The organism is Streptomyces sp. NPDC006923 (genome assembly GCF_040635655.1).
Taxonomy (GTDB): Bacteria; Actinomycetota; Actinomycetes; order Streptomycetales; family Streptomycetaceae; genus Streptomyces.
The window spans coordinates 69,802-87,201 of record NZ_JBEYIF010000001.1 but is presented as its reverse complement, the minus strand read 5'-3'; the positions used below and the strand labels follow the sequence as shown (position 1 = coordinate 87,201).

The window sequence follows — 17,400 nt, the reverse complement described above, 5'->3', positions numbered from 1 at the left end:
GGAGCGTACCCCGGCACAGCACCGCCCTCATGTGCCCCCCTTGGCCCACAGGAGACCGTGATGTCGCTGACCCGCAGGGAATTCACCGGAAGATCCGCCCTCACCGGGGCGGGATTCGTGCTCACCGGAGCCGCCGGGGCGCTCGCCACCGCGCCCGGCGCGCTCGCGGCCGAGGACGCTCCCGAGGTCGCCACCGGCGCCGCTCCCGAGCCGGGCTACGGCCGGCTGCGCCCCGACCCCCGGGGCGTCCTGGCGCTGCCCGCCGGGTTCACCTACGAGATCATCACTCACAGTGGTGTCACCACACTGGAGTCCGGCGAAGCCACCCCTTCCCACCATGACGGCACCGCGACCTTCGAGGGCCCGCGCGGGGTCACCCTGCTGGTCAACAACCATGAGCTGAAGGGTCCCAGGACCGACTGGGAGTACCCGGTGCCGCTCGCCGAGGGCCTGGTCTACGACCCCGCCGCGGCCGGCGGCTGCACGGTCGTCGAGACCCGCACCGGCGGCCGCGCCGCCGAGTGGGTCGGCATCGCCGGCACCTCCACCAACTGCGCGGGCGGACGCACTCCCTGGGGCACCTGGCTCACCTGCGAGGAGAACTCGGACCGGGCCGGCGAGAACGGTATGACCAGGGACCACGGCTATGTCTTCGAGGTGGATCCCTACGACCGCCGGGCCAACCGCGATCCCCGGCCCGTCAAGGCGTTCGGCCGCTTCGACCACGAGGCCGTCGTCATCGATCCCCGTACCGGCTACGCCTATCTGACGGAGGACGCCTCCGGCCCCAATGGGCTCCTCTACCGGTGGATCCCGCCGCACGGCTTCAAGCACGGCCGGGGACAGCTCCGCCGCCTCGCCGCCGACGCGGGTGTCCTCCAGGCCCCCCGCTGCTTCGACGCGGGCGGCCGCTTCGTCGACGACCTCTCGCGCGCCACCAGGATCGGTGTCGTCTACGGCGTCGACTGGGTGGACGTACCGGACCGGGACGCGACGACCGTCGACGTACGCGAGCAGTTCGACGGCGAGGACATCACCCGGGCCAGGAAACTGGAGGGCATGTGGTGGGCGGACGGTGGCGCGTACATCGTCTCCTCCTACGCCCGTGACGAGAGCCCGGGGGCGCCGCACGACGGCCAGGTGTGGTTCTACAACCCGAGGCGGCGCACGCTGACGCTCAAGGTGCTGCTGGGCGTCAACGCCGATCCCGCCGCGGACGGTGCCTTCGACGGCCCCGACAACATCACCGTCTCGCCCTACGGCGGCCTGGTCATCGCGGAGGACGGCGAGGGCGTCCAGCACCTCTTCGGCGCGACGGAGAGCGGCCGTACGTATCCCATCGCGCGCAATGACCTCAACGACAGCGAGTTCACGGGTGTCGTCTTCTCGCCCGACGGCCGCACCCTGTACGCGAATATCCAGGAACCGGGCATCATGCTGGCCGTCACCGGGCCGTGGCGGCGCTCGCCCCGGCGCTGACCCCGCCGGTGACCCGGCGGTACGGCCCGTGGACGGGGCGTTCCCGGGGTGTTCCCGAGGGTGTGCCACGGGCCGGCGGACGGGTCGGGCACCGCCCCTGGAAGGGGTGATCCGGCGGCCCGTCGGTCGCCGGGCATGGCGCGGCGGGGCTCATTGGGCGCATACTCCAAGTAATGACAAAGTCAGCCGGATCCCGGCGCCACCTGCCGTCCAGTCCCTTCAACCGCCAGGCCCCGGCCTCTCCACCGCCCGAGCAGTTCGATGTGGGAGACCGTGTCTCCCATGACCAGTTCGGGCTGGGCAGAGTCATCGGAGTCGAGGGCGAACATGCCGTGCTCATCGATTTCTCGGGGCGACAGGGGAGGATCCTGAGCCCCTTCGCCAAGCTCACAAAGCTCTGAGACCGAGCCCGGAGCCGGAGGCCAAGCCCCCGAGCCGCCGCGGGTCCTGACAGACCGCGGCGGCCCGCAGGGGCGTTTTTTTGCCCGCTTTTCTGCCCGCGCGCCGCTCAGAGGATCTTCGCGGCGGGCTTCACCATGCCGCGGACGGTGCGGGACTTCACGAACTCCCCGAGGCCGGTCATCTCCCATTCGCCGGAGAACTGCTTGATCAGTTTCGCCATCATCACCCCGGTCTGCGGCTCGGCGGTGGTCAGGTCGAAGCGCACCAGTTCCTCGTCGGTGGCCGCGTCGATCAGGCGGCAGTACGCCTTGGCGACCTCGGTGAACTTCTGGCCCGAGAAGGAGTTGACCGTGAAGACCAGGCCGGTCGCCTCGGCGGGCATCCGGCCGAGATCGACCACGATCACCTCGTCGTCGCCCGCGCCCTCTCCGGTGAGGTTGTCCCCGGAGTGCTTGACGGCTCCGCCGAGGATGGAGAGCTTGCCGAAGTAGCAACTGTCCAGGTGGTTGCGGTTCGGGCCGTAGGCGATCACGGAGGCGTCCAGGTCGATGTCCTTGCCCCGGTACGCGGGCTCCCAGCCGAGGCCCATCTTGACCTTGGAGAGCAGGGGGCGGCCGCCCTTGACGAGGGATACCGTCTGATTCTTCTGGAGGCTGACCCGGCCCTTGTCCAGATTGATCTTGCCGGTGCCGGGTGCGGGCGGGGCAGCGGGGACCGGCGGAGCCGCGACGGCACGCGGACCGGCCACCGCGGGAGCGGGCGCGGGGGCGGCGGCCGGTGCGGGCTCCTCGACCGAGACACCGAAGTCGGTGGCGATCCCGGCCAGTCCGTCGGCGTATCCCTGGCCGACCGCACGGACCTTCCACGCGCCGTTCCGCTGGTAGATCTCCACGATCACCAGGGCGGTCTCGGTGCCCAGCCGGGGCGGTGTGAAGGTGGCGAGCACGCTGCCGCCGGCCGCGTCGCGGACGGTGGCGGTGGGCTCGATGCCCTGGAAGCTCTGCCCCGCGGCGTCCGGGCTCGCCGTGACGACGATCTTCTCGATACCGGCCGGCAGGGCCGAGGTGTCGACGACGATCGCGTCGGGCGCCGAGCCTCCGCCCGAGCGGTAGGTCACGCCGGGGCCCGCCGGCTGGTTGTAGAAGATGAAGTCGTCGTCTGAGCGCACCTTGCCGTCGGCGGTGAGCAGCAGGCCCGATACGTCGAGCCGCACGGGAGCGGCGACGTCCACCGCCACATGAGCGGTGGGGAGGGGGATGTTCGAGCCGGGGGTCATAGCTGTCATGCCAGACGTAACGAACGACCCCGCTTTACCGTTCCCTTACCTACCGCCGGACGGGTCGCGGCCCCGGTGCGCCACCGCCGTACGCGCCGGACGGCCGTGCGTTCGGTCCCGCTCAGTTCCCGCTCAGTGCGGCCACTGGGGCGGGTGCGTGGTGAAGTGGCCGCCCAGATGGGCGTGGTCCGGATTGTCCGGGTCGAGCTCGCCCTGTTCCGCGATGAGCTTCTCGGCGTACTGCTCCGAGTCGTCCTGCGGCTCGTACCCCAGCGCCCGCGCGGTCGTCAGGTCCCACCACAGCCGGGTGTTGGCCGAGGAGCCGTAGACGACGCTGTGGCCCACGTCCGGGGCGGTCAGCGCGGCGTGGAAGAGCCGGGCGCCGTCGCCGGGGCTCATCCAGACGGAGAGCATCCGCACGGAGGTCGGTTCCAGGAAGCAGGAGCCGATGCGGACGGAGACGGTCTCCATGCCGTGCAGATCCCAGTAGAGCTGGGCGAGGTCCTCGCCGAAGCCCTTGGAGAGCCCGTAGTACGTGTCGGGGCGGCGCGGTGTGTCGATCGGGATCAGCGGGTCGTCGCCGCGCGGGCGGGGAGTGAAGCCGACCGCGTGGTTGCTGGAGGCGAAGACCGTCCGCCGGACGCCCTCCGCGCGGGCCGCCTCGTAGAGGTTGTACGTCCCCTCGATGTTGGCCCGCAGGATCTTGTCGAAGGAGGACTCCAGCGAGATGGCCGCGAGATGGATGATCGCGTCGACGCCCCGAACGGCTTCGCGCAGCGCCTCCCGGTCCGCCAGATCGGCCGTGATCGCGCCCGGCTCGCCGTCGACGGGGATGACGTCGAAGAGCCGCAACTCGTAGCCGTAGGCGGGCAGCAGGCCCCGCATGAGGGTGCCGAGGCCGCCTGCGGCGCCGGTGAGCAGGACGGTGCGGGGTGCGGGCATCGGCGGGAATCTCCTCGGGGCTCTGACGGCTGGAATCGCTGTGGTCGCTGTGGTCGCTGTGGTCGCTGAGATCGCCGGGTTGCCGGGGTCGCAGGTCCGGCGGGACCCATTCTCAGATTCGTAGACAAAATTCACATGCGTGGACACGCTAGGGACTGTGCGCGGGCGGCGTCAAGTGGCGCGCGGAGCCGGTGAATCCGCCGCTGGGTTGCGGTTTTCCGTCTTGACCGGCGCCGCGCGGCTGCCTTAGCGTGGCAGCGTTCAGAGATATGGACGTCGATCAGAATTGTGCACGAGTCATGAACTCGACGCACGGCCCAGGGAGCGCCCCGTGACCTCAGCCCCGCTCGCCGCCCGCCTCACCCGAGTGGAGGGGCCGCTGTTCTTCCCCGTCACCGCGTACGGCCCCGACGGCACCCTCGACCTCGACGCGTTCCGCGCGCATGTCGCAGGAGGCGTCGACGCGGGCGCCGCGGCGGTCTTCGCCTGCTGCGGCACGGGTGAGTTCCACGCGCTCACCCCCGAGGAGTTCCGCGCCTGTGTCGAGGCCGCCGTCGAGGTGACCGGGGGCCGGGTGCCCGTCGTCGCGGGCGCGGGTTACGGCACGGCGCTCGCCATCCAGTACGCGAGGATCGCCGAGGAGGCCGGCGCGGACGGACTGCTCGCGATGCCGCCGTATCTGGTTGTCGCCGACCAGGAGGGGCTGCTCCGTCACTACACCGCGCTGGCCGGCGCCACCGGCCTGGAGATCATCGTCTACCAGCGCGACAACGCCGTGTTCACCCCCGAGACCGTCGCCGGCCTCGCCCGGGTGGACGGTGTCATCGGCCTCAAGGACGGCTACGGCGACCTCGATCTGATGCAGCGGATCCTCAGCGCCGTACGCACCGAGGAGCCCGGCCGCGACTTCCTCTACTTCAACGGCCTGCCGACCGCCGAACTCACCGGCCTCGCCTACCGCGGCATCGGGATCACCCTGTACTCCTCCGCGGTCTTCTGCTTCGCCCCGGAGATCGCGCTCGCCTTCCACCGGGCCCTGACCACCCACGACGACACGACCGTGAACCGCCTTCTGGACGGCTTCTACCGCCCGCTGGTCGAGCTGCGCGCCAAGGGCCGCGGATACGCCGTCTCGCTGGTCAAGGCGGGCGTCAGACTGCGCGGACTGGACGTCGGCGAGGTGCGGCCGCCGCTCAGCGAGCCCCGGCCCGCGCACATCAAGGAACTCACCGAGATCATCGCCGCGGGCCACGCCCTGCTCGGCGACGGCGCGGAGGAGCGCGCGTGAGGACCTCCGCCTTCCTCTATCCCTGGGACGTGACGGGCGACCCGGACGCGCCCGCCAGGATCGCGGACCTCGGTGTCCAGCAGGTCACCCTGGCCTCCGCGTACCACTCCACCCGCGCGCTGACGCCCCGTCATCCCCGCCACCGCGTCGTCACCGCCGAACACGCCGCCGTCCTCTATCCCGTGGACGAGGCCCGCTGGGCGGGGCGCGAGCCGCGGCCGTACACCGCCGGTGCCTGGGCCCCGGGCGACGCCTACGGCGAGGCCGCCGCGGCGCTGGCCGGCGCCGGCCTCGACGTGCACACCTGGGTGGTCCTCGCGCACAACTCCCGCCTCGGCGCGGAGCGTCCTGACACCTCCGTGGTCAACGCCTACGGCGACCGCTACCCCTGGGCGCCCTGTATCGCGCGGCCCGCCGTCGCCGCGTATCTGGTGGCGCTGGCGGCGGAGGCCGCCGTACGCCCCGGGGCGCGCGGCACCGAGCTGGAATCCTGCGGCTGGTACGGACTGGCGCATCTGCACGCCCACGACAAGATCGCGGGCGTCGGCCTCGGGGACGCGGCGCAGTACCTGATGTCGCTCTGCTTCTGCTCCGACTGCCGGGAGGGATACGCCGGGCTCGGGGTGGCCCCGGACGAACTCGGCGACGCGGTCCGGCGCGCGCTGGAGCCCGTCTGGGCCACGGGCTCCGCCGACACCGGCTGGGCCGGGGTCGAGAAGCTCCTCGGCGCCGGCCTCGCCGCCCTCACGCTCGACTGGCGCGGCAGGACCGCCCGGGCGCTCCAGGAGTCGGCGGTCGCGGCGGTCCGGGCGGCGGCCGGGCCCGGCTTCCAGGTGCTGCTGCACGCCGATCCCGCGCCGTACCGCACCGGCGCCAACGCGGGGGTGGATCCGGCGCACATCCTGGGCGTCGCGGACGGGGTCGTCCTGCCCTGCACCGGCGGGGCGGCGGAGGCGATGCTGAGTCCCTTCGCGTCCCGTCGCACCGGATCCTCCGTGCTGGCGGCCAACTTCACCGTCGTCAGCGGTATGGGCGGCAGCCCGGCCACGCTCGCCGAGGACGCCGCGAAGGCGGCGGCGCTCGGAGCGAGTGAACTGCGGCTCTACCACGCGGGGCTGGCCTCGGACGCGGACCTGCGGGCCGTCGCCGCCGGTCTGTCACGCCTCGGCTGATCCGGCGGGTCCGTCCTGGCCTGCCGCGGCCGGCCGGGACCGGCGCCGGCCGGTGGCGGCCAGGGCGAGCGCCGTCAGCAGCCCCGTCACACCGGCCACCGGCAGCAGCACGGTGAGGTCGACGAACGCGATCAGGCCCGCGCCGAGCGCCAGCGCCACCGCGTTCGGCGCGAAGATCAGCGTCTGGGCGGTGGCGGCCGTCCGGCCGAGCACCGCGTCCGGGACGTCCCGCTGCACCGCCGTCAGCGCGGCGATCAGCACACACGGCAGACCGGCTCCGATCCCCAGCGAGGCACCCAGCACCACGGCGTCGTACGGCAGCGCCCGCAGACCGGCCGAGAGCGCGAACAGCGCGATGCCCGCCGCCGCGAACACCCGCTCGGGCAGCCTGCGCAGCAGAGGACCCGCCAGCAGCCCGGTCAGTACGGACCCGGCTCCCTGGACCGCGTACAGCAGGCCCAGATAGCTGGGCGCGTGGCCGAGACCCCGGTCGACGACCGCGAAGCCGGCCGCGCCGCTGACCCCGGCGAGCAGCATCGTCACCGACGCGGCGAGGACGAGTGGACGTACGGCCCCGGTGCCCCACAGCCGCCGGGCGCCCTCGGTCAGCCCGGACCACCGTGCGCCAGAGGGCTCCGGGACCGGTTTCTCCTCCCGTACGCGCATCATCGCGAAGCACCCGGCGGCCAGCACGAAGGTCGCCGCGTCGAGGAGGGCCACGGGCCCGCCGCCGAACCGGGCGTACAGCCCCGCGCCCGCGAGCGGCGCGACGAGCTTCATGCCCTCGTTGGCGGTTGTCCTGAGCCCGTTGAAGTCGCCCAGCAGACGTCGGTCGACGACGGCCGCGACGACGGCCGTCTCCGCCGCGTCCTGGACAACGCCGCTGACGCCGTATATGAACAGCACACCGAAGAGGATCCAGACACGGTCCGCCGAATCGACGGCGAGCAGCGAGGTCAGCAGCACCGCCATGGCGAGATTGCAGCCGATCAGCAGGGGCCGCCGGCGCACCCGGTCGGCGACCGTGCCCAGCAGCGGCCCCGCCACCGTCGGCGCCCACATCGCGAAGACGGTGAGCGCGGCCAGACTGTCCGAACCGGTCAGCGACTTGACCCAGATCCCGGACGCCAGCCACAGCGCCGACGTACCGAAGCCGGACACGATCACCCCGGTCAGATACAGCCCCGCCTCGCGGTCCCGCAGCACGCCGCCGCCGCTCCAGCCCATGTCCCCACCAGCCCTTCAGCCCCGCCGGGCGCGCCGCCCGTACGGCCGCCAGCGTGGCGGCTGAGGACCGGGCCGGCGCATCGGGCGATCGCCCTATTCCGGGGGCGGAAGCGCCTTACGACTCCGGTACCGCTGGGTCGTGGAAGGGGCCATCGCGCCGCTGCACTTGTCCCGCCGCCCGCGCATCCGCTGGGGGATCCGCGACGATGGCCTGCTCGATGCGTTGGAACGCCCGTGCGGCAGCCGGGCTCGCGCAGCCTCACATCCGGGATCTCAGCACGTCGACCTCACAGCCCGGCGCGGACGGGTCGAAGCCGTGCTCGACCAGCCAGCGAACCCCCAGCAGGCTTCGCACGGACCACCACGCGCGGATCACGTCGAGGTCGACGTCGGTGCCATAACCGGAGATGACGTCGTCGAGGTGCTCCTCGTGTCCGAGCGTCAGGGTGGCGAGATCGAACAGGGCATCACCCCGGCCCGCCTCGGACCAGTCGATGATGCCGGTGACCTCGTCGCCGTCGACAAAGACGTGCTCGATCTGCAGGTCGCCGTGGGTGAACACCGGAGTCCACGGCCGGATCGCGGCCTCGGCGACCTGGCGATTGCGGGTGACCAGGCCGGCGGGCAGGATGCCTTTCGTCACGAGCAACTCGCACTCGCCGTCGAGTTCCGCTGCCCACTCGTCGGGACCCCGACGGCGCCGGCCGGTCCAGGGCGGCAATGGCGCCTCGTGCACCTGCCGGATGGCGGCACCCGCCGCGGCCCACGCCGCCGACGACGCGGTCGACGGCTCACCGAGACGGCCGAGGGCCGTCCCCGGGAGGGCGGCGATCGCGAGCACGGGCGGCTTGTGCCACAGGACCTCCGGAGTCGGGACCGGCACCAGGGCCATCGCCTCGACCTCGACGTCGAGGCGCGCCTGATCGGCGTCCACTTTCAAGAACACGTCGCCGACGCGCAGGGTCGCGCGCTCAGAATGGGCGACGACGACTTCGACCTCATCCATGGACGCCCAGTATCCCGGGGATGATCGCCGAGGGCACCGGGTTTCCCGCGTGGGACGACGCGACTGACCGGGGCCCGCTACCCGGCGGCCTCGGGTACGACACCGACCTCCGACCCGGGGCAAGCCGACCACTTTTGTCAGGAGTCCTTGGCGGGCGCCGGAGGTCCGGCCCGCCGGACGCGTAACACGGCGAAAACCTGAACTGGCCCTGACAGGGGCACAATCCCCCTACCCCCCGCGACCGTCAGCCACAGAGGAGCGCCATGTCAGGCCAGACCGTGGACACCCCGCCGGAGACCGCCGAGCCGGCACAACGCGGCGTGCTCGACCGCTACTTCAGGATCAGCGAACGTGGTTCGACATACGGACGCGAGATACGCGGCGGTTTCGCCACCTTCTTCACGATGGCCTACATCCTGGTGCTCAACCCGATCGTCCTCGGCGGCGCCGAGGACAAGTTCGGCGCGCATCTCTCCGGACCCCAACTGGTCACCGTCACCGCGCTGGTGGCCGCCGTGATGACCGCGGTCATGGGGCTGGGCGGCAATCTGCCGCTCGCCGTCGCCGCCGGTCTCGGGCTCAACGCCGTCGTCGCCTTCCAGCTCGCACCGCTGATGAGCTGGCCGGACGCGATGGGCCTGATCGTCCTGGAGGGCCTGCTGATCTGTGCGCTGGTGGTCACCGGGCTGCGCGAGGCGGTCATGAATGCCATCCCGGCCCCGCTCAAGCAGGCCATCAGCGTCGGCATCGGCCTCTTTCTCGCCTTCATCGGCTTCATCGACGCGGGCTTCGCCACCCGTATCCCCGGCGAGACCGGCTCCGTACCGGTCCAGCTCGGCGCCTCCGGACAGCTCTCCGGCTGGCCGGTGCTGGTCTTCTGCCTCGGTGTGCTGCTGATGGTGGCCCTGGTGGCGCGCGGGACGAAGGGCGCCATCCTGATCGGCATCGTTGTGACGACCGCCGTCGCGATCGTCATCAACGAGATCGCGGACATCGCGCCCGCCGCCTGGGGCCTGACCGCGCCCTCGGTCCCCGACGACATCGTCGCCGCGCCGGACTTCGGGCTCGTCGGCTCCTTCAGCCTCTTCGGCGCCTTCCAGCAGGTCGGGGCGGTGACGCTGGTCCTGCTGGTCTTCACGCTCCTGCTGAGCGACTTCTTCGACACCATGGGGACCGTGGTCGGCGTCACCAACGAGGCCGGGCTCCTCGACGAGCACGGCAAGGTGCCCGGCATCGGCCGGGTCCTGCTGATCGACGGGGCGGCGGCGGTGGCGGGCGGCGCCGCCTCGGCCTCCTCGAACACCTCGTACATCGAGTCCGCGGCGGGTGTCGGCGAGGGCGCCCGTACCGGCTTCGCGTCCCTGGTCACCGGCGGTCTCTTCGGGCTCTGCCTGTTCCTCGCGCCGCTCGCGCTGGTCGTCCCGGCGCAGGCCGCGGCCCCGGCGCTGGTCGTGGTGGGCTTCCTGCTGATGTCGCAGGTGCGCCACATCGACTGGGAGAAGTACGAGATCGCGATCCCGGCCTTTCTGACGATCGCCGTCATGCCGTTCACGTACTCCATCACCAATGGCATCGGCGCCGGGTTCATCGCCTACGTCCTGATCAAGGCCGTGCTGGGCCGGGCGCGGGAGGTGCACTGGCTGCTCTGGGGCACCGCGGCGCTTTTTGTCGTCTACTTCGCCATCGACCCGGTCGAGCAGTTGTTCAACTGACGGCGGCACGTGGGCGGCCGGCACGGCGGCCGGCGGGTCCGCCCGGGGTGGGCACTCTGTAACGCCCGTGAATCAAGTGCTCAATGGGGCAGTCATCGACGGGTGATGGAGTCGCGCACTGCACCCCCCGCACGGCCTGGCGATTCCGGAGGTTTCCTTGAGCCAGCCTCAGCCGCCCACGCAAGAACAGCTCGACGCCTACATACGGACCAGACTCGCCCTCGCCGGTGTCGATCTCGCCCTGCTGCCCGAGCAGCCGGACCCCGAGACCGGTGTGCCCACCCGCGACCAGGTGCTGCGTTCGCTGCGCTCCTTCGTCGCGGCGACGCCCGCCGCCATCTCCGGCTGGGCGCCGCCGGTGAGCGCGGCGCCGGCCGCGGCGTACACGCAGCAGGCCGCGCCGCCGCTGCTCTACCCGTCGATCACCGAAGCCTGGACCGGAAAGGCGGACCAGCGATGAGCCGCGCGCTCAACCGCCGCACCTTCCTGGCCGGTTCGGCCGCCGCGACGGGCGCCGTGGTGGGCGGGGCGGCGCTGCCGACGTCCGCGCACGCCACGTCCGCGAGTTCACCGGGCGCCAAGCCGTACGTCCCGTACATCCCGGAGGTCGACGTACGGGACGCGGCGCGCCGCGATCCCACGGAGGCCACGCTCACCGAGGCCGCCGTCCTGATGCGGCGGCACCGGCTGACGTCCGCCACCCTCGTGGAGGCGTACCTCGACCGGATCGAGACCTACGACTCCACCTATCAGGCGTATGCCGAGGTGACGGCCGCGACCGCGCTGGCCGCCGCGCGCGGGGCCGACCGGAACGGCGGCAAGCGCGGGGTGCTGAGCGGCATCCCGCTCTGCGTCAAGGACAACTACTTCACCGACGGCGTGCCCACGCGCTGCAATTCGTACATCTTCCAGGACTTCGTCCCGGACCACGACGCCACCGCGGTCGCCCGGCTCACCTCGGCCGGCGGCATCGTGCTCGGCAAGGGGCAGATGGGGCCGCTCGCCACCACCCGCGCGACCACTCCGAACGGGACCGTCACCACCGTCAACGCCTGGACCCCGGACAATCCGGCCACCGATCCCGGCGGCTCCTCCACCGGTCCCGCCTGCGCCGTCGCCGGGCGGCTGGCCTCCTCCGCCATCGGCACCCAGACCGGCGGGTCCATCGTCCAGCCCGCCAACCGGCAGAACCTCACCGGACTGAAGCCCACCATGGGCCGGATCTCCGCCCACGGTGTGATCCCGCTCTCCTACACCCGGGACCATCCGGGACCGCTGGCCCGCGACGCGATGGACGCGGCCCTGATGCTGGCCGTGATGGCGGGCCCCGACCCGCGCGACCCGCGCACGCTCGGTCTGCCGGGCCTGCCCGATCTTGTCCGGGCCGCGACTCCGGTGGTCTCCCGTGGCGGTACGGTCCGTATGCGCCGCGCGGTCAGGATCGGTGTGCCGGCCGATTTCCTCAGCAGCGCCACCGAGGTGCGTGAGGCGTTTCTCGGCCGGCTCGACGCCATATCCGGGGTGACCCTGGTCGATGTCACCTATCCGGATGACTGGGCGCTGCTGACCGGCACTTTCAATGACGCGCGGCTGTCGGAGCGGACCGAACCATTCCGGTACTGGCTGCGCGAGGACCCCACCAAGTTCGGGGTCTCCCTGCTGAGCTGGCTGCAGGGGCTGATGCTCTCCGGCGACGAATGGATCACGGCGCAGCGGGCCAAGAACCATCTGCTGCGCGAGGTCCTGGACGGGGTCATGGCCCGCTGTGACGTCCTGCTCCAGACCGGACCCGTGCCGTGCCCTTCGACATCCTCGGCCTGCCGGAGATCGCCTTCCCCGTGGGCTTCACGGCGGGGATACCGGCCGGTGTCATCCTCGGCGGCCAGCCGTACGAGGAGGACAGACTGCTGGAGGTCGCCGCCGCCTACCAGGCGGTGACCGACTGGCACACCCGGCGGCCCGCGGACCCGGCGGCCAGGGCTCCCGGCCGGGCCGCCGCCAGGGCCGCGGGCCGTCCCCGGCTGTCGGCGGAGGAGGCTGCCGCGCAGAGCGCCTGAGAACCGGCCGTGCGGCCGCTCCGTCGAGTGGCCGCACGGCCCGCGTCAGTCCAGCGCCGCCGTCATCATCTCCCGGGCGACCGGTGCGGCCAGACCGTTGCCGCTGACCTCCGAGCGCGCCGCGCCGGAGTCCTCCACGACCACCGCGACCGCCACCTCCTTGCCGGTGGCCGCGTCCTTCGCGTACGAGGTGAACCAGGCGTACGGGGTCCGGCTGTTGTCCACGCCGTGCTGCGCCGTGCCGGTCTTGCCGCCCACCTCCGCGCCGTCGATCCGCGCGTTCGTGCCCGTACCGTCCTCGACGACCGTCACCATCGCGTCGCGTAGCTGTTCGGCCGTCGAGGAGGAGACGACGCGCCGGGAGTCGCCGTCCGGCCAGGACAGCAGGGGGTCGCCGGCCGCGTCCACGACCCGGGACACCATGTGCGGGGCCGCCAGCTCGCCGTCATGGGCCAGGGCCGACGACACCATGGCCATCTGGAGCGGCGTCGCGGTCACATCGAACTGGCCGATGCCCGACAGCGCCGTCTGCGCGTCGTCCATGCGGGACGGATACACGCTCTCCGCGGCCCGCACCGGCATGTCCTGCGCGGAGTCGTCGAATCCGAACTTCTCCGCCATCGCGCGGACCTTGCTCTGGCCGAGATCCACGGCCATCTTCGCGAAAACGGTGTTGCAGGAGTACCGCAGGGCCGTGCGGATACTGGCGTTCTCGCAGGGCGCGGACGCGCTCTCGTTGCGCAGGACCGTCGTCGTGGCGGGCAGGGTGTACGGATCGGGGCTCGCGGTCGGCTCGTCCACCGAGCCGTACAGACCGTCCTCCAGCGCCGCCGCCGCGACGACCAGCTTGAAGGTCGAGCCGGGCGGCAGCGGCTGCCGCAGCGCCCGGTTCACCATCGGCCTGGCCGCGTCCCCGGTCAGCTTCCGCCAGGCGTCCCCGTCCGTCGTACCGCTGATCTCCGTGGGGTCGTACGAGGGGGTGCTGACGACCGCGAGGACCCGCCCGGTCGACGGGTCGAGCGCGACGGCCGCGCCCTTCTTGCCGCCCAGCGCGCGATAGCCGGCCCGCTGCACCGAGGGGTCGATCGTGGTCACCACGTCGCCCGGCGCGGCCCGCTCGCCGGTGATCGCGCCGAGCGGGCTCTTCAGCCGGCTGTCCGTCCCGTCGAGCACATCCGCGTAGATGCCCTCCAACTGTGTGGAGCCGTACGCCTGCGAGCTGTAACCGGTGACGGGAGCGTAGAGGGCGCCGTCCCGGTAGGTCCGCTCGTACGCGAGATCGCCGTCCCGCGTCCGTCTGGAGCCCGTGACCGGCGAACCGGCCACGACGATGTCGCCCAGCGGCTGCGCGTACTGCGCGATGATCTTCCGCCGGTTGTGCTGGTCGTCCGCGAGAGCCCGGGCCTGGTACGCCTGGAGCCAGGTGGCCCGCGCCAGCAGGGCGAGGACCATCAGCAGACAGACCACCGATGTGTGTCTGATCGTCTTGTTCATCCCGAATGAGGGACGAGCGGGTCCGGGGGGAGTGTTCCCCCCGGACCCGCTTCTCAGAAACTCTTCATCCCCGGTGCCGGGGGCTCCGGGGCGGCCGTCAGAGCCGCCGGGTGGCGAGCGTCAGCCGGTCACGCGCGTCGAACAGCGCGTCCTTGATCATCTGCTCGTGCCCGGGGGTGAGCCGGGCCACCGGTACGGAGCAGCTCATCGCGTCCCGCGCCGGCGTCCGGTAGGGAATCGCGATGCCGAAGCAGCGCAGCCCGAGGGTGTTCTCCTCGCGGTCCACGGCGTAGCCCTGCTCCCGGACGGCGTGCAGCTCCTCGATCAGCTTCTCGCGGTCGGTGATGGTGTGCTCGGTCAGCGCGGGCAGGGTCTCCGGCAGCATCTTGCGCACCTGCTCGTCGCTGTGGGTCGCGAGCAGCGCCTTGCCGAGCGAGGTCGAGTGCGCGGGCAGCCGGCGGCCGACCCGGGTGAAGGGGCGCAGATAGTGCTGCGACTGGCGGGTGGCGAGATAGACGACATTGGTGCCGTCGAGACGCGCGAGGTGGATGGTCTCGGAGGTGTCGTCGGAGAGCCGGTCCAGGGTGGGCCGGGCGGCGGCGACAACCTCGTCACCGTCGATGTACGAGGTGCCGACCAGCAGGGCCCGGACGCCGATGCCGTACCGCGTACCGGTCGCGTCCGTCTCCACCCAGCCCAGCTCGACCAGTGTGCGCAGCAGCATGTAGAGGCTGGACTTGGGATAGCCGACCGCTTCCTGGACCGCGGCGAGGGAGTGCATTCCTGGGCGTCCGGCGAAGTATTCCAGCAGCTCCACCGTTCTCACGGCGGACTTGACTTGTGCCCCACCGGTTTCCGCAGCCGACATCGCCCCTCGCCCTTCTTGCCTTCTCGACCGGTCTCACCGACCAGTCTTGACCACGCGGAACGCGCGGAAATAGAGTCCTTACCGATTCACCATCAGGAATCTTGTTCAGAATACCGAACAACTCCTGAGGGATGGCAGAGGTCGGAAGCCGGGAAGGAAGCCGCGGTGACAGCAGCACCAGTCTGGAGTGTCGACCCCCGAACGGGGAAGCCGCGTGAGCAGGTCGCGGACGAGGCCACGGCCGAGGAGATCGACCGCGTGGTGCGCGGCGCGCACACCGCGCGGGCCGCGCTCGCCGACCGTACCGCCCGCGCGGCCCTGCTCCGTACCGCCGCGGATCTGCTCGACGCGGCAGGTGACCATGTCATCGAGGCGGCTGACGCCGAGACCGCCCTCGGCCCCGTCCGGCTCACCGGCGAACTCGCCCGCACCACCGCGCAGTTGAGGGCCTTCGCCGAAGTGGTCGACGACGGTGCCTTCCTCGACGTACGCATCGACCACGCCGACGCCACCCGCACCCCGCCCTGGCCCGACCTGCGCCGCTGGAAGGTGCCGCTCGGTGTCGTCGCCGTCTACTCCGCGAGCAACTTCCCGCTCGCCTTCTCCGTGCCGGGCGGTGACACGGCGAGCGCGCTCGCCGCGGGTTGCCCCGTCGTCGTCAAGGCGCATCCCGACCACCCCGCCACCTCCGAACTGTGCGCCTCCCTGCTGCGCAGGGCCGCCGCGCGCGTGGGCCTGGACGAGAACGTACTGACGCTCGTGCACGGCTTCGAGGCGGGCGTCGAGCTGGTCAAGCACCCCCTGGTCGCCGCGGCCGGCTTCACCGGTTCGATCCGGGGCGGCCGCGCCCTCTTCGACGCGGCGGCCGCCCGGCCCGCGCCGATCCCCTTCCACGGCGAACTGGGTTCGCTGAACCCCGTGGTGGTCACCGAGGCCGCCGCCGCCGAGCGCGCCGAGCAGATCGGCGCCGGGCTGGCCGGCTCGATGACCCTGGGGGAGGGGCAGTTCTGCACCAAGCCCGGTTTTGTGCTGGCCCCGGCCGGCGCCTCCGGCGACCGGCTGCTCAAGTCGCTGACGACGGCCGTCAGTGAGACCGAGCCCGGCGTGATGCTCGACCACCGGATGCGGGACGCCTTTGTCGCGGGCGTACGCGAACGGGCCGGACTCCCCGGCGTCGAGGCCCCGATCACCCCGGGGGCCGGCGGCGAGCACACCGTCAGCGCGGGCTTCCTGACCCTGCCGGCGGAGCTGCTCACGGCCGAGGGGCCGCACGACCTGCTGCTGGAGGAGTGCTTCGGCCCGGTGACGGTGGTCGCGCGCTACACCTCCCCCGACGAGATCACCTCGGTCCTCTCCCGGCTCCCCGGCAACCTCACGGCCACCCTCCAGCTCGCCGAGGAGGAGGCCGACGGCACCGAGCCGGGCGCCGCCGAACTGCTCGCGGAACTGACGCCGCTCGCCGGACGCGTCCTGGTCAACGGCTGGCCCACCGGTGTCGCCGTCGCCCCCGCCCAGCACCACGGCGGCCCCTATCCGGCGACCACCTCGACCTCGACCTCCGTCGGGGCCACGGCGATCGAACGCTGGCTGCGCCCGGTCTCCTACCAGTCCACCCCGGCCCCGCTGCTCCCGCCCGAGCTGCGCGACGACAACCCGCTGGACCTGCCGCGCCATGTCGACGGCCGGCCGGAGAACTGACCACCCCGTGCCGAGCCGCGAGCGCGTGTCCCAGGCGCCGTGAGCCGGGCGGTCGGCTTCGCCGCCGCCTTCGAGGCGGTGACCTTCGCCCGGATCGCCTTCCGGCCCCGGGGCCCGGCACATACGCGGGACGGGAGCTGAGCCGGACGCGCGGGGCCGCGTCCGGCCCGGCCCGGCCGTCATGTCCTTCCGGCGTGCTTGGCCCGCCGGAACCAGGGGCACCTCCGGGCCCGTCCTCCTCTCCATGATCAGAGCTGCCACCCCGGACGATCTCGACGCCATCGCCGCTCTCCACGCCGAGGCCCGCGCCACCTACTACCGCGGCCATCTGCCGGAAGCCGAGTACGACGGCCCCGCGGAGCGCGCCCGCTCCCGGGACGCCTGGTCCGCCGCGCTCGCCCGCGAAGAGCCGGAGGCGGCGGTGCTCCTCGCCGATCACCGGGGAGTGATCGCGGGTGTCGCCGCATACCGCCCGGTCGACGGCGTCATGACCCTCACCCAGCTCCATGTCTCCCCGGCCCACTGGCGCCGGGGCATCGGCACCGCCCTGCACACGGCCTGTGTCACCGCCTGGCAGCACACCGGGGTCCGCACCGCCCGCCTCCTGGTCTTCGAACACAACATCCGGGCCCAGGACTTCTACACCCGGCACGGCTGGCGTCCCGACCCCGGTGACCCTCGCCAGGACACCCACCTCGTACTGCGGCTGGCGGTGCCCGCGCCGACGGGGTGAGCCGGGCCTCGGGCCGTCGCTCACCCTGACGGGGCGACGCCGCTCG

16 protein-coding genes are annotated in these 17,400 nt (G+C 72.2%); 10 read left to right on the top strand and 6 right to left on the bottom strand.

The annotated features are described in order from the left end of the window. Positions 1-60: 60 nt before the first annotated feature. Together ABZ707_RS00435 and ABZ707_RS00430 are read left to right on the top strand one after the other, a co-directional pair. Positions 61-1,479 carry an alkaline phosphatase PhoX gene (locus tag ABZ707_RS00435; protein WP_360165343.1) on the top strand — a complete coding sequence of 473 codons (1,419 nt, stop codon included), beginning with the start codon at positions 61-63 and terminating at the stop codon, positions 1,477-1,479. Positions 1,480-1,652: 173 nt separating this feature from the next. Next, the gene (locus ABZ707_RS00430; RefSeq protein WP_078490871.1) at positions 1,653-1,880 is read left to right on the top strand and encodes a hypothetical protein; all 228 of its coding nucleotides are present in this window, start codon (positions 1,653-1,655) and stop codon (positions 1,878-1,880) included. A gap of 107 nt (positions 1,881-1,987) precedes the next feature. Here the strand turns inward: ABZ707_RS00430 and ABZ707_RS00425 are convergent, their stop codons facing one another. Both ABZ707_RS00425 and ABZ707_RS00420 read right to left on the bottom strand, forming a co-directional pair. Continuing rightward, the gene (locus tag ABZ707_RS00425; RefSeq protein ID WP_360165339.1) at positions 1,988-3,166 is read right to left on the bottom strand and encodes a TerD family protein; all 1,179 of its coding nucleotides are present in this window, start codon (positions 3,164-3,166) and stop codon (positions 1,988-1,990) included. Between the two features lie 123 nt (positions 3,167-3,289). Continuing rightward, positions 3,290-4,099, bottom strand: a complete 810-nt coding sequence (locus tag ABZ707_RS00420) for an NAD(P)-dependent oxidoreductase (RefSeq protein ID WP_360165336.1) — start codon at positions 4,097-4,099, stop codon at positions 3,290-3,292. A 331-nt stretch (positions 4,100-4,430) separates the two neighbouring features. Between ABZ707_RS00420 and ABZ707_RS00415 the strand changes: the two genes are divergently transcribed. Both ABZ707_RS00415 and ABZ707_RS00410 read left to right on the top strand, forming a co-directional pair. Then, complete coding sequence (locus ABZ707_RS00415; protein WP_360165333.1) at positions 4,431-5,387, top strand: 5-dehydro-4-deoxyglucarate dehydratase; 957 nt, start codon at positions 4,431-4,433, stop codon at positions 5,385-5,387. Next, positions 5,384-6,559: a hypothetical protein gene (locus tag ABZ707_RS00410; RefSeq protein ID WP_360165330.1), complete on the top strand. Its 1,176-nt coding sequence runs from the start codon at positions 5,384-5,386 to the stop codon at positions 6,557-6,559. The genes ABZ707_RS00415 and ABZ707_RS00410 overlap by 4 nt, the downstream gene beginning before the upstream one ends. Here the strand turns inward: ABZ707_RS00410 and ABZ707_RS00405 are convergent. Next, positions 6,545-7,786 (bottom strand): MFS transporter, encoded by a 1,242-nt coding sequence (locus ABZ707_RS00405; RefSeq protein ID WP_360165327.1) that lies wholly within the window; start codon positions 7,784-7,786, stop codon positions 6,545-6,547. The genes ABZ707_RS00410 and ABZ707_RS00405 overlap by 15 nt on opposite strands. A 259-nt stretch (positions 7,787-8,045) precedes the next feature. Next, a complete protein-coding gene (locus tag ABZ707_RS00400; protein ID WP_360165324.1) occupies positions 8,046-8,792 on the bottom strand; it encodes a phosphotransferase in 747 nt (248 codons plus the stop codon). Between the two features lie 263 nt (positions 8,793-9,055). Here ABZ707_RS00400 and ABZ707_RS00395 point away from each other — a divergent pair, with 263 nt between their 5' ends. The 4 genes from ABZ707_RS00395 to ABZ707_RS00380 all read left to right on the top strand — a co-directional run bounded on the left by ABZ707_RS00395 (position 9,056) and on the right by ABZ707_RS00380 (position 12,561). Beyond that, positions 9,056-10,504 carry an NCS2 family permease gene (locus ABZ707_RS00395; RefSeq protein WP_360165321.1) on the top strand — a complete coding sequence of 483 codons (1,449 nt, stop codon included), beginning with the start codon at positions 9,056-9,058 and terminating at the stop codon, positions 10,502-10,504. A gap of 157 nt (positions 10,505-10,661) precedes the next feature. Then, positions 10,662-10,964: a hypothetical protein gene (locus ABZ707_RS00390; RefSeq protein ID WP_360165318.1), complete on the top strand. Its 303-nt coding sequence runs from the start codon at positions 10,662-10,664 to the stop codon at positions 10,962-10,964. After that, positions 10,961-12,442, top strand: coding sequence for an amidase (locus ABZ707_RS00385; protein WP_360165315.1), 1,482 nt, complete (start codon positions 10,961-10,963; stop codon positions 12,440-12,442). Before ABZ707_RS00390 ends, ABZ707_RS00385 begins: the two co-directional genes overlap by 4 nt. Further along, on the top strand, positions 12,439-12,561 hold the full coding sequence (locus tag ABZ707_RS00380; RefSeq protein ID WP_360165312.1) for a hypothetical protein: 123 nt from the start codon (positions 12,439-12,441) through the stop codon (positions 12,559-12,561). Before ABZ707_RS00385 ends, ABZ707_RS00380 begins: the two co-directional genes overlap by 4 nt. 45 nt (positions 12,562-12,606) lie before the next feature. Here ABZ707_RS00380 and ABZ707_RS00375 read toward each other — a convergent pair whose 3' ends face one another. Both ABZ707_RS00375 and ABZ707_RS00370 read right to left on the bottom strand, forming a co-directional pair. Then, entirely contained in the window at positions 12,607-14,055 is a 1,449-nt protein-coding gene (locus ABZ707_RS00375) for a penicillin-binding protein 2 (protein WP_360165309.1), read from the bottom strand. Between the two features lie 97 nt (positions 14,056-14,152). Further along, positions 14,153-14,923, bottom strand: a complete 771-nt coding sequence (locus tag ABZ707_RS00370; protein WP_360165306.1) for an IclR family transcriptional regulator — start codon at positions 14,921-14,923, stop codon at positions 14,153-14,155. A gap of 165 nt (positions 14,924-15,088) precedes the next feature. Here ABZ707_RS00370 and ABZ707_RS00365 point away from each other — a divergent pair, with 165 nt between their 5' ends. Both ABZ707_RS00365 and ABZ707_RS00360 read left to right on the top strand, forming a co-directional pair. After that, a complete protein-coding gene (locus ABZ707_RS00365) occupies positions 15,089-16,621 on the top strand; it encodes an aldehyde dehydrogenase (NADP(+)) (RefSeq protein WP_360165303.1) in 1,533 nt (510 codons plus the stop codon). A gap of 244 nt (positions 16,622-16,865) precedes the next feature. Further along, the gene (locus ABZ707_RS00360) at positions 16,866-17,354 is read left to right on the top strand and encodes a GNAT family N-acetyltransferase (protein ID WP_360165300.1); all 489 of its coding nucleotides are present in this window, start codon (positions 16,866-16,868) and stop codon (positions 17,352-17,354) included. The last annotated feature ends 46 nt before the right edge of the window (positions 17,355-17,400 follow it).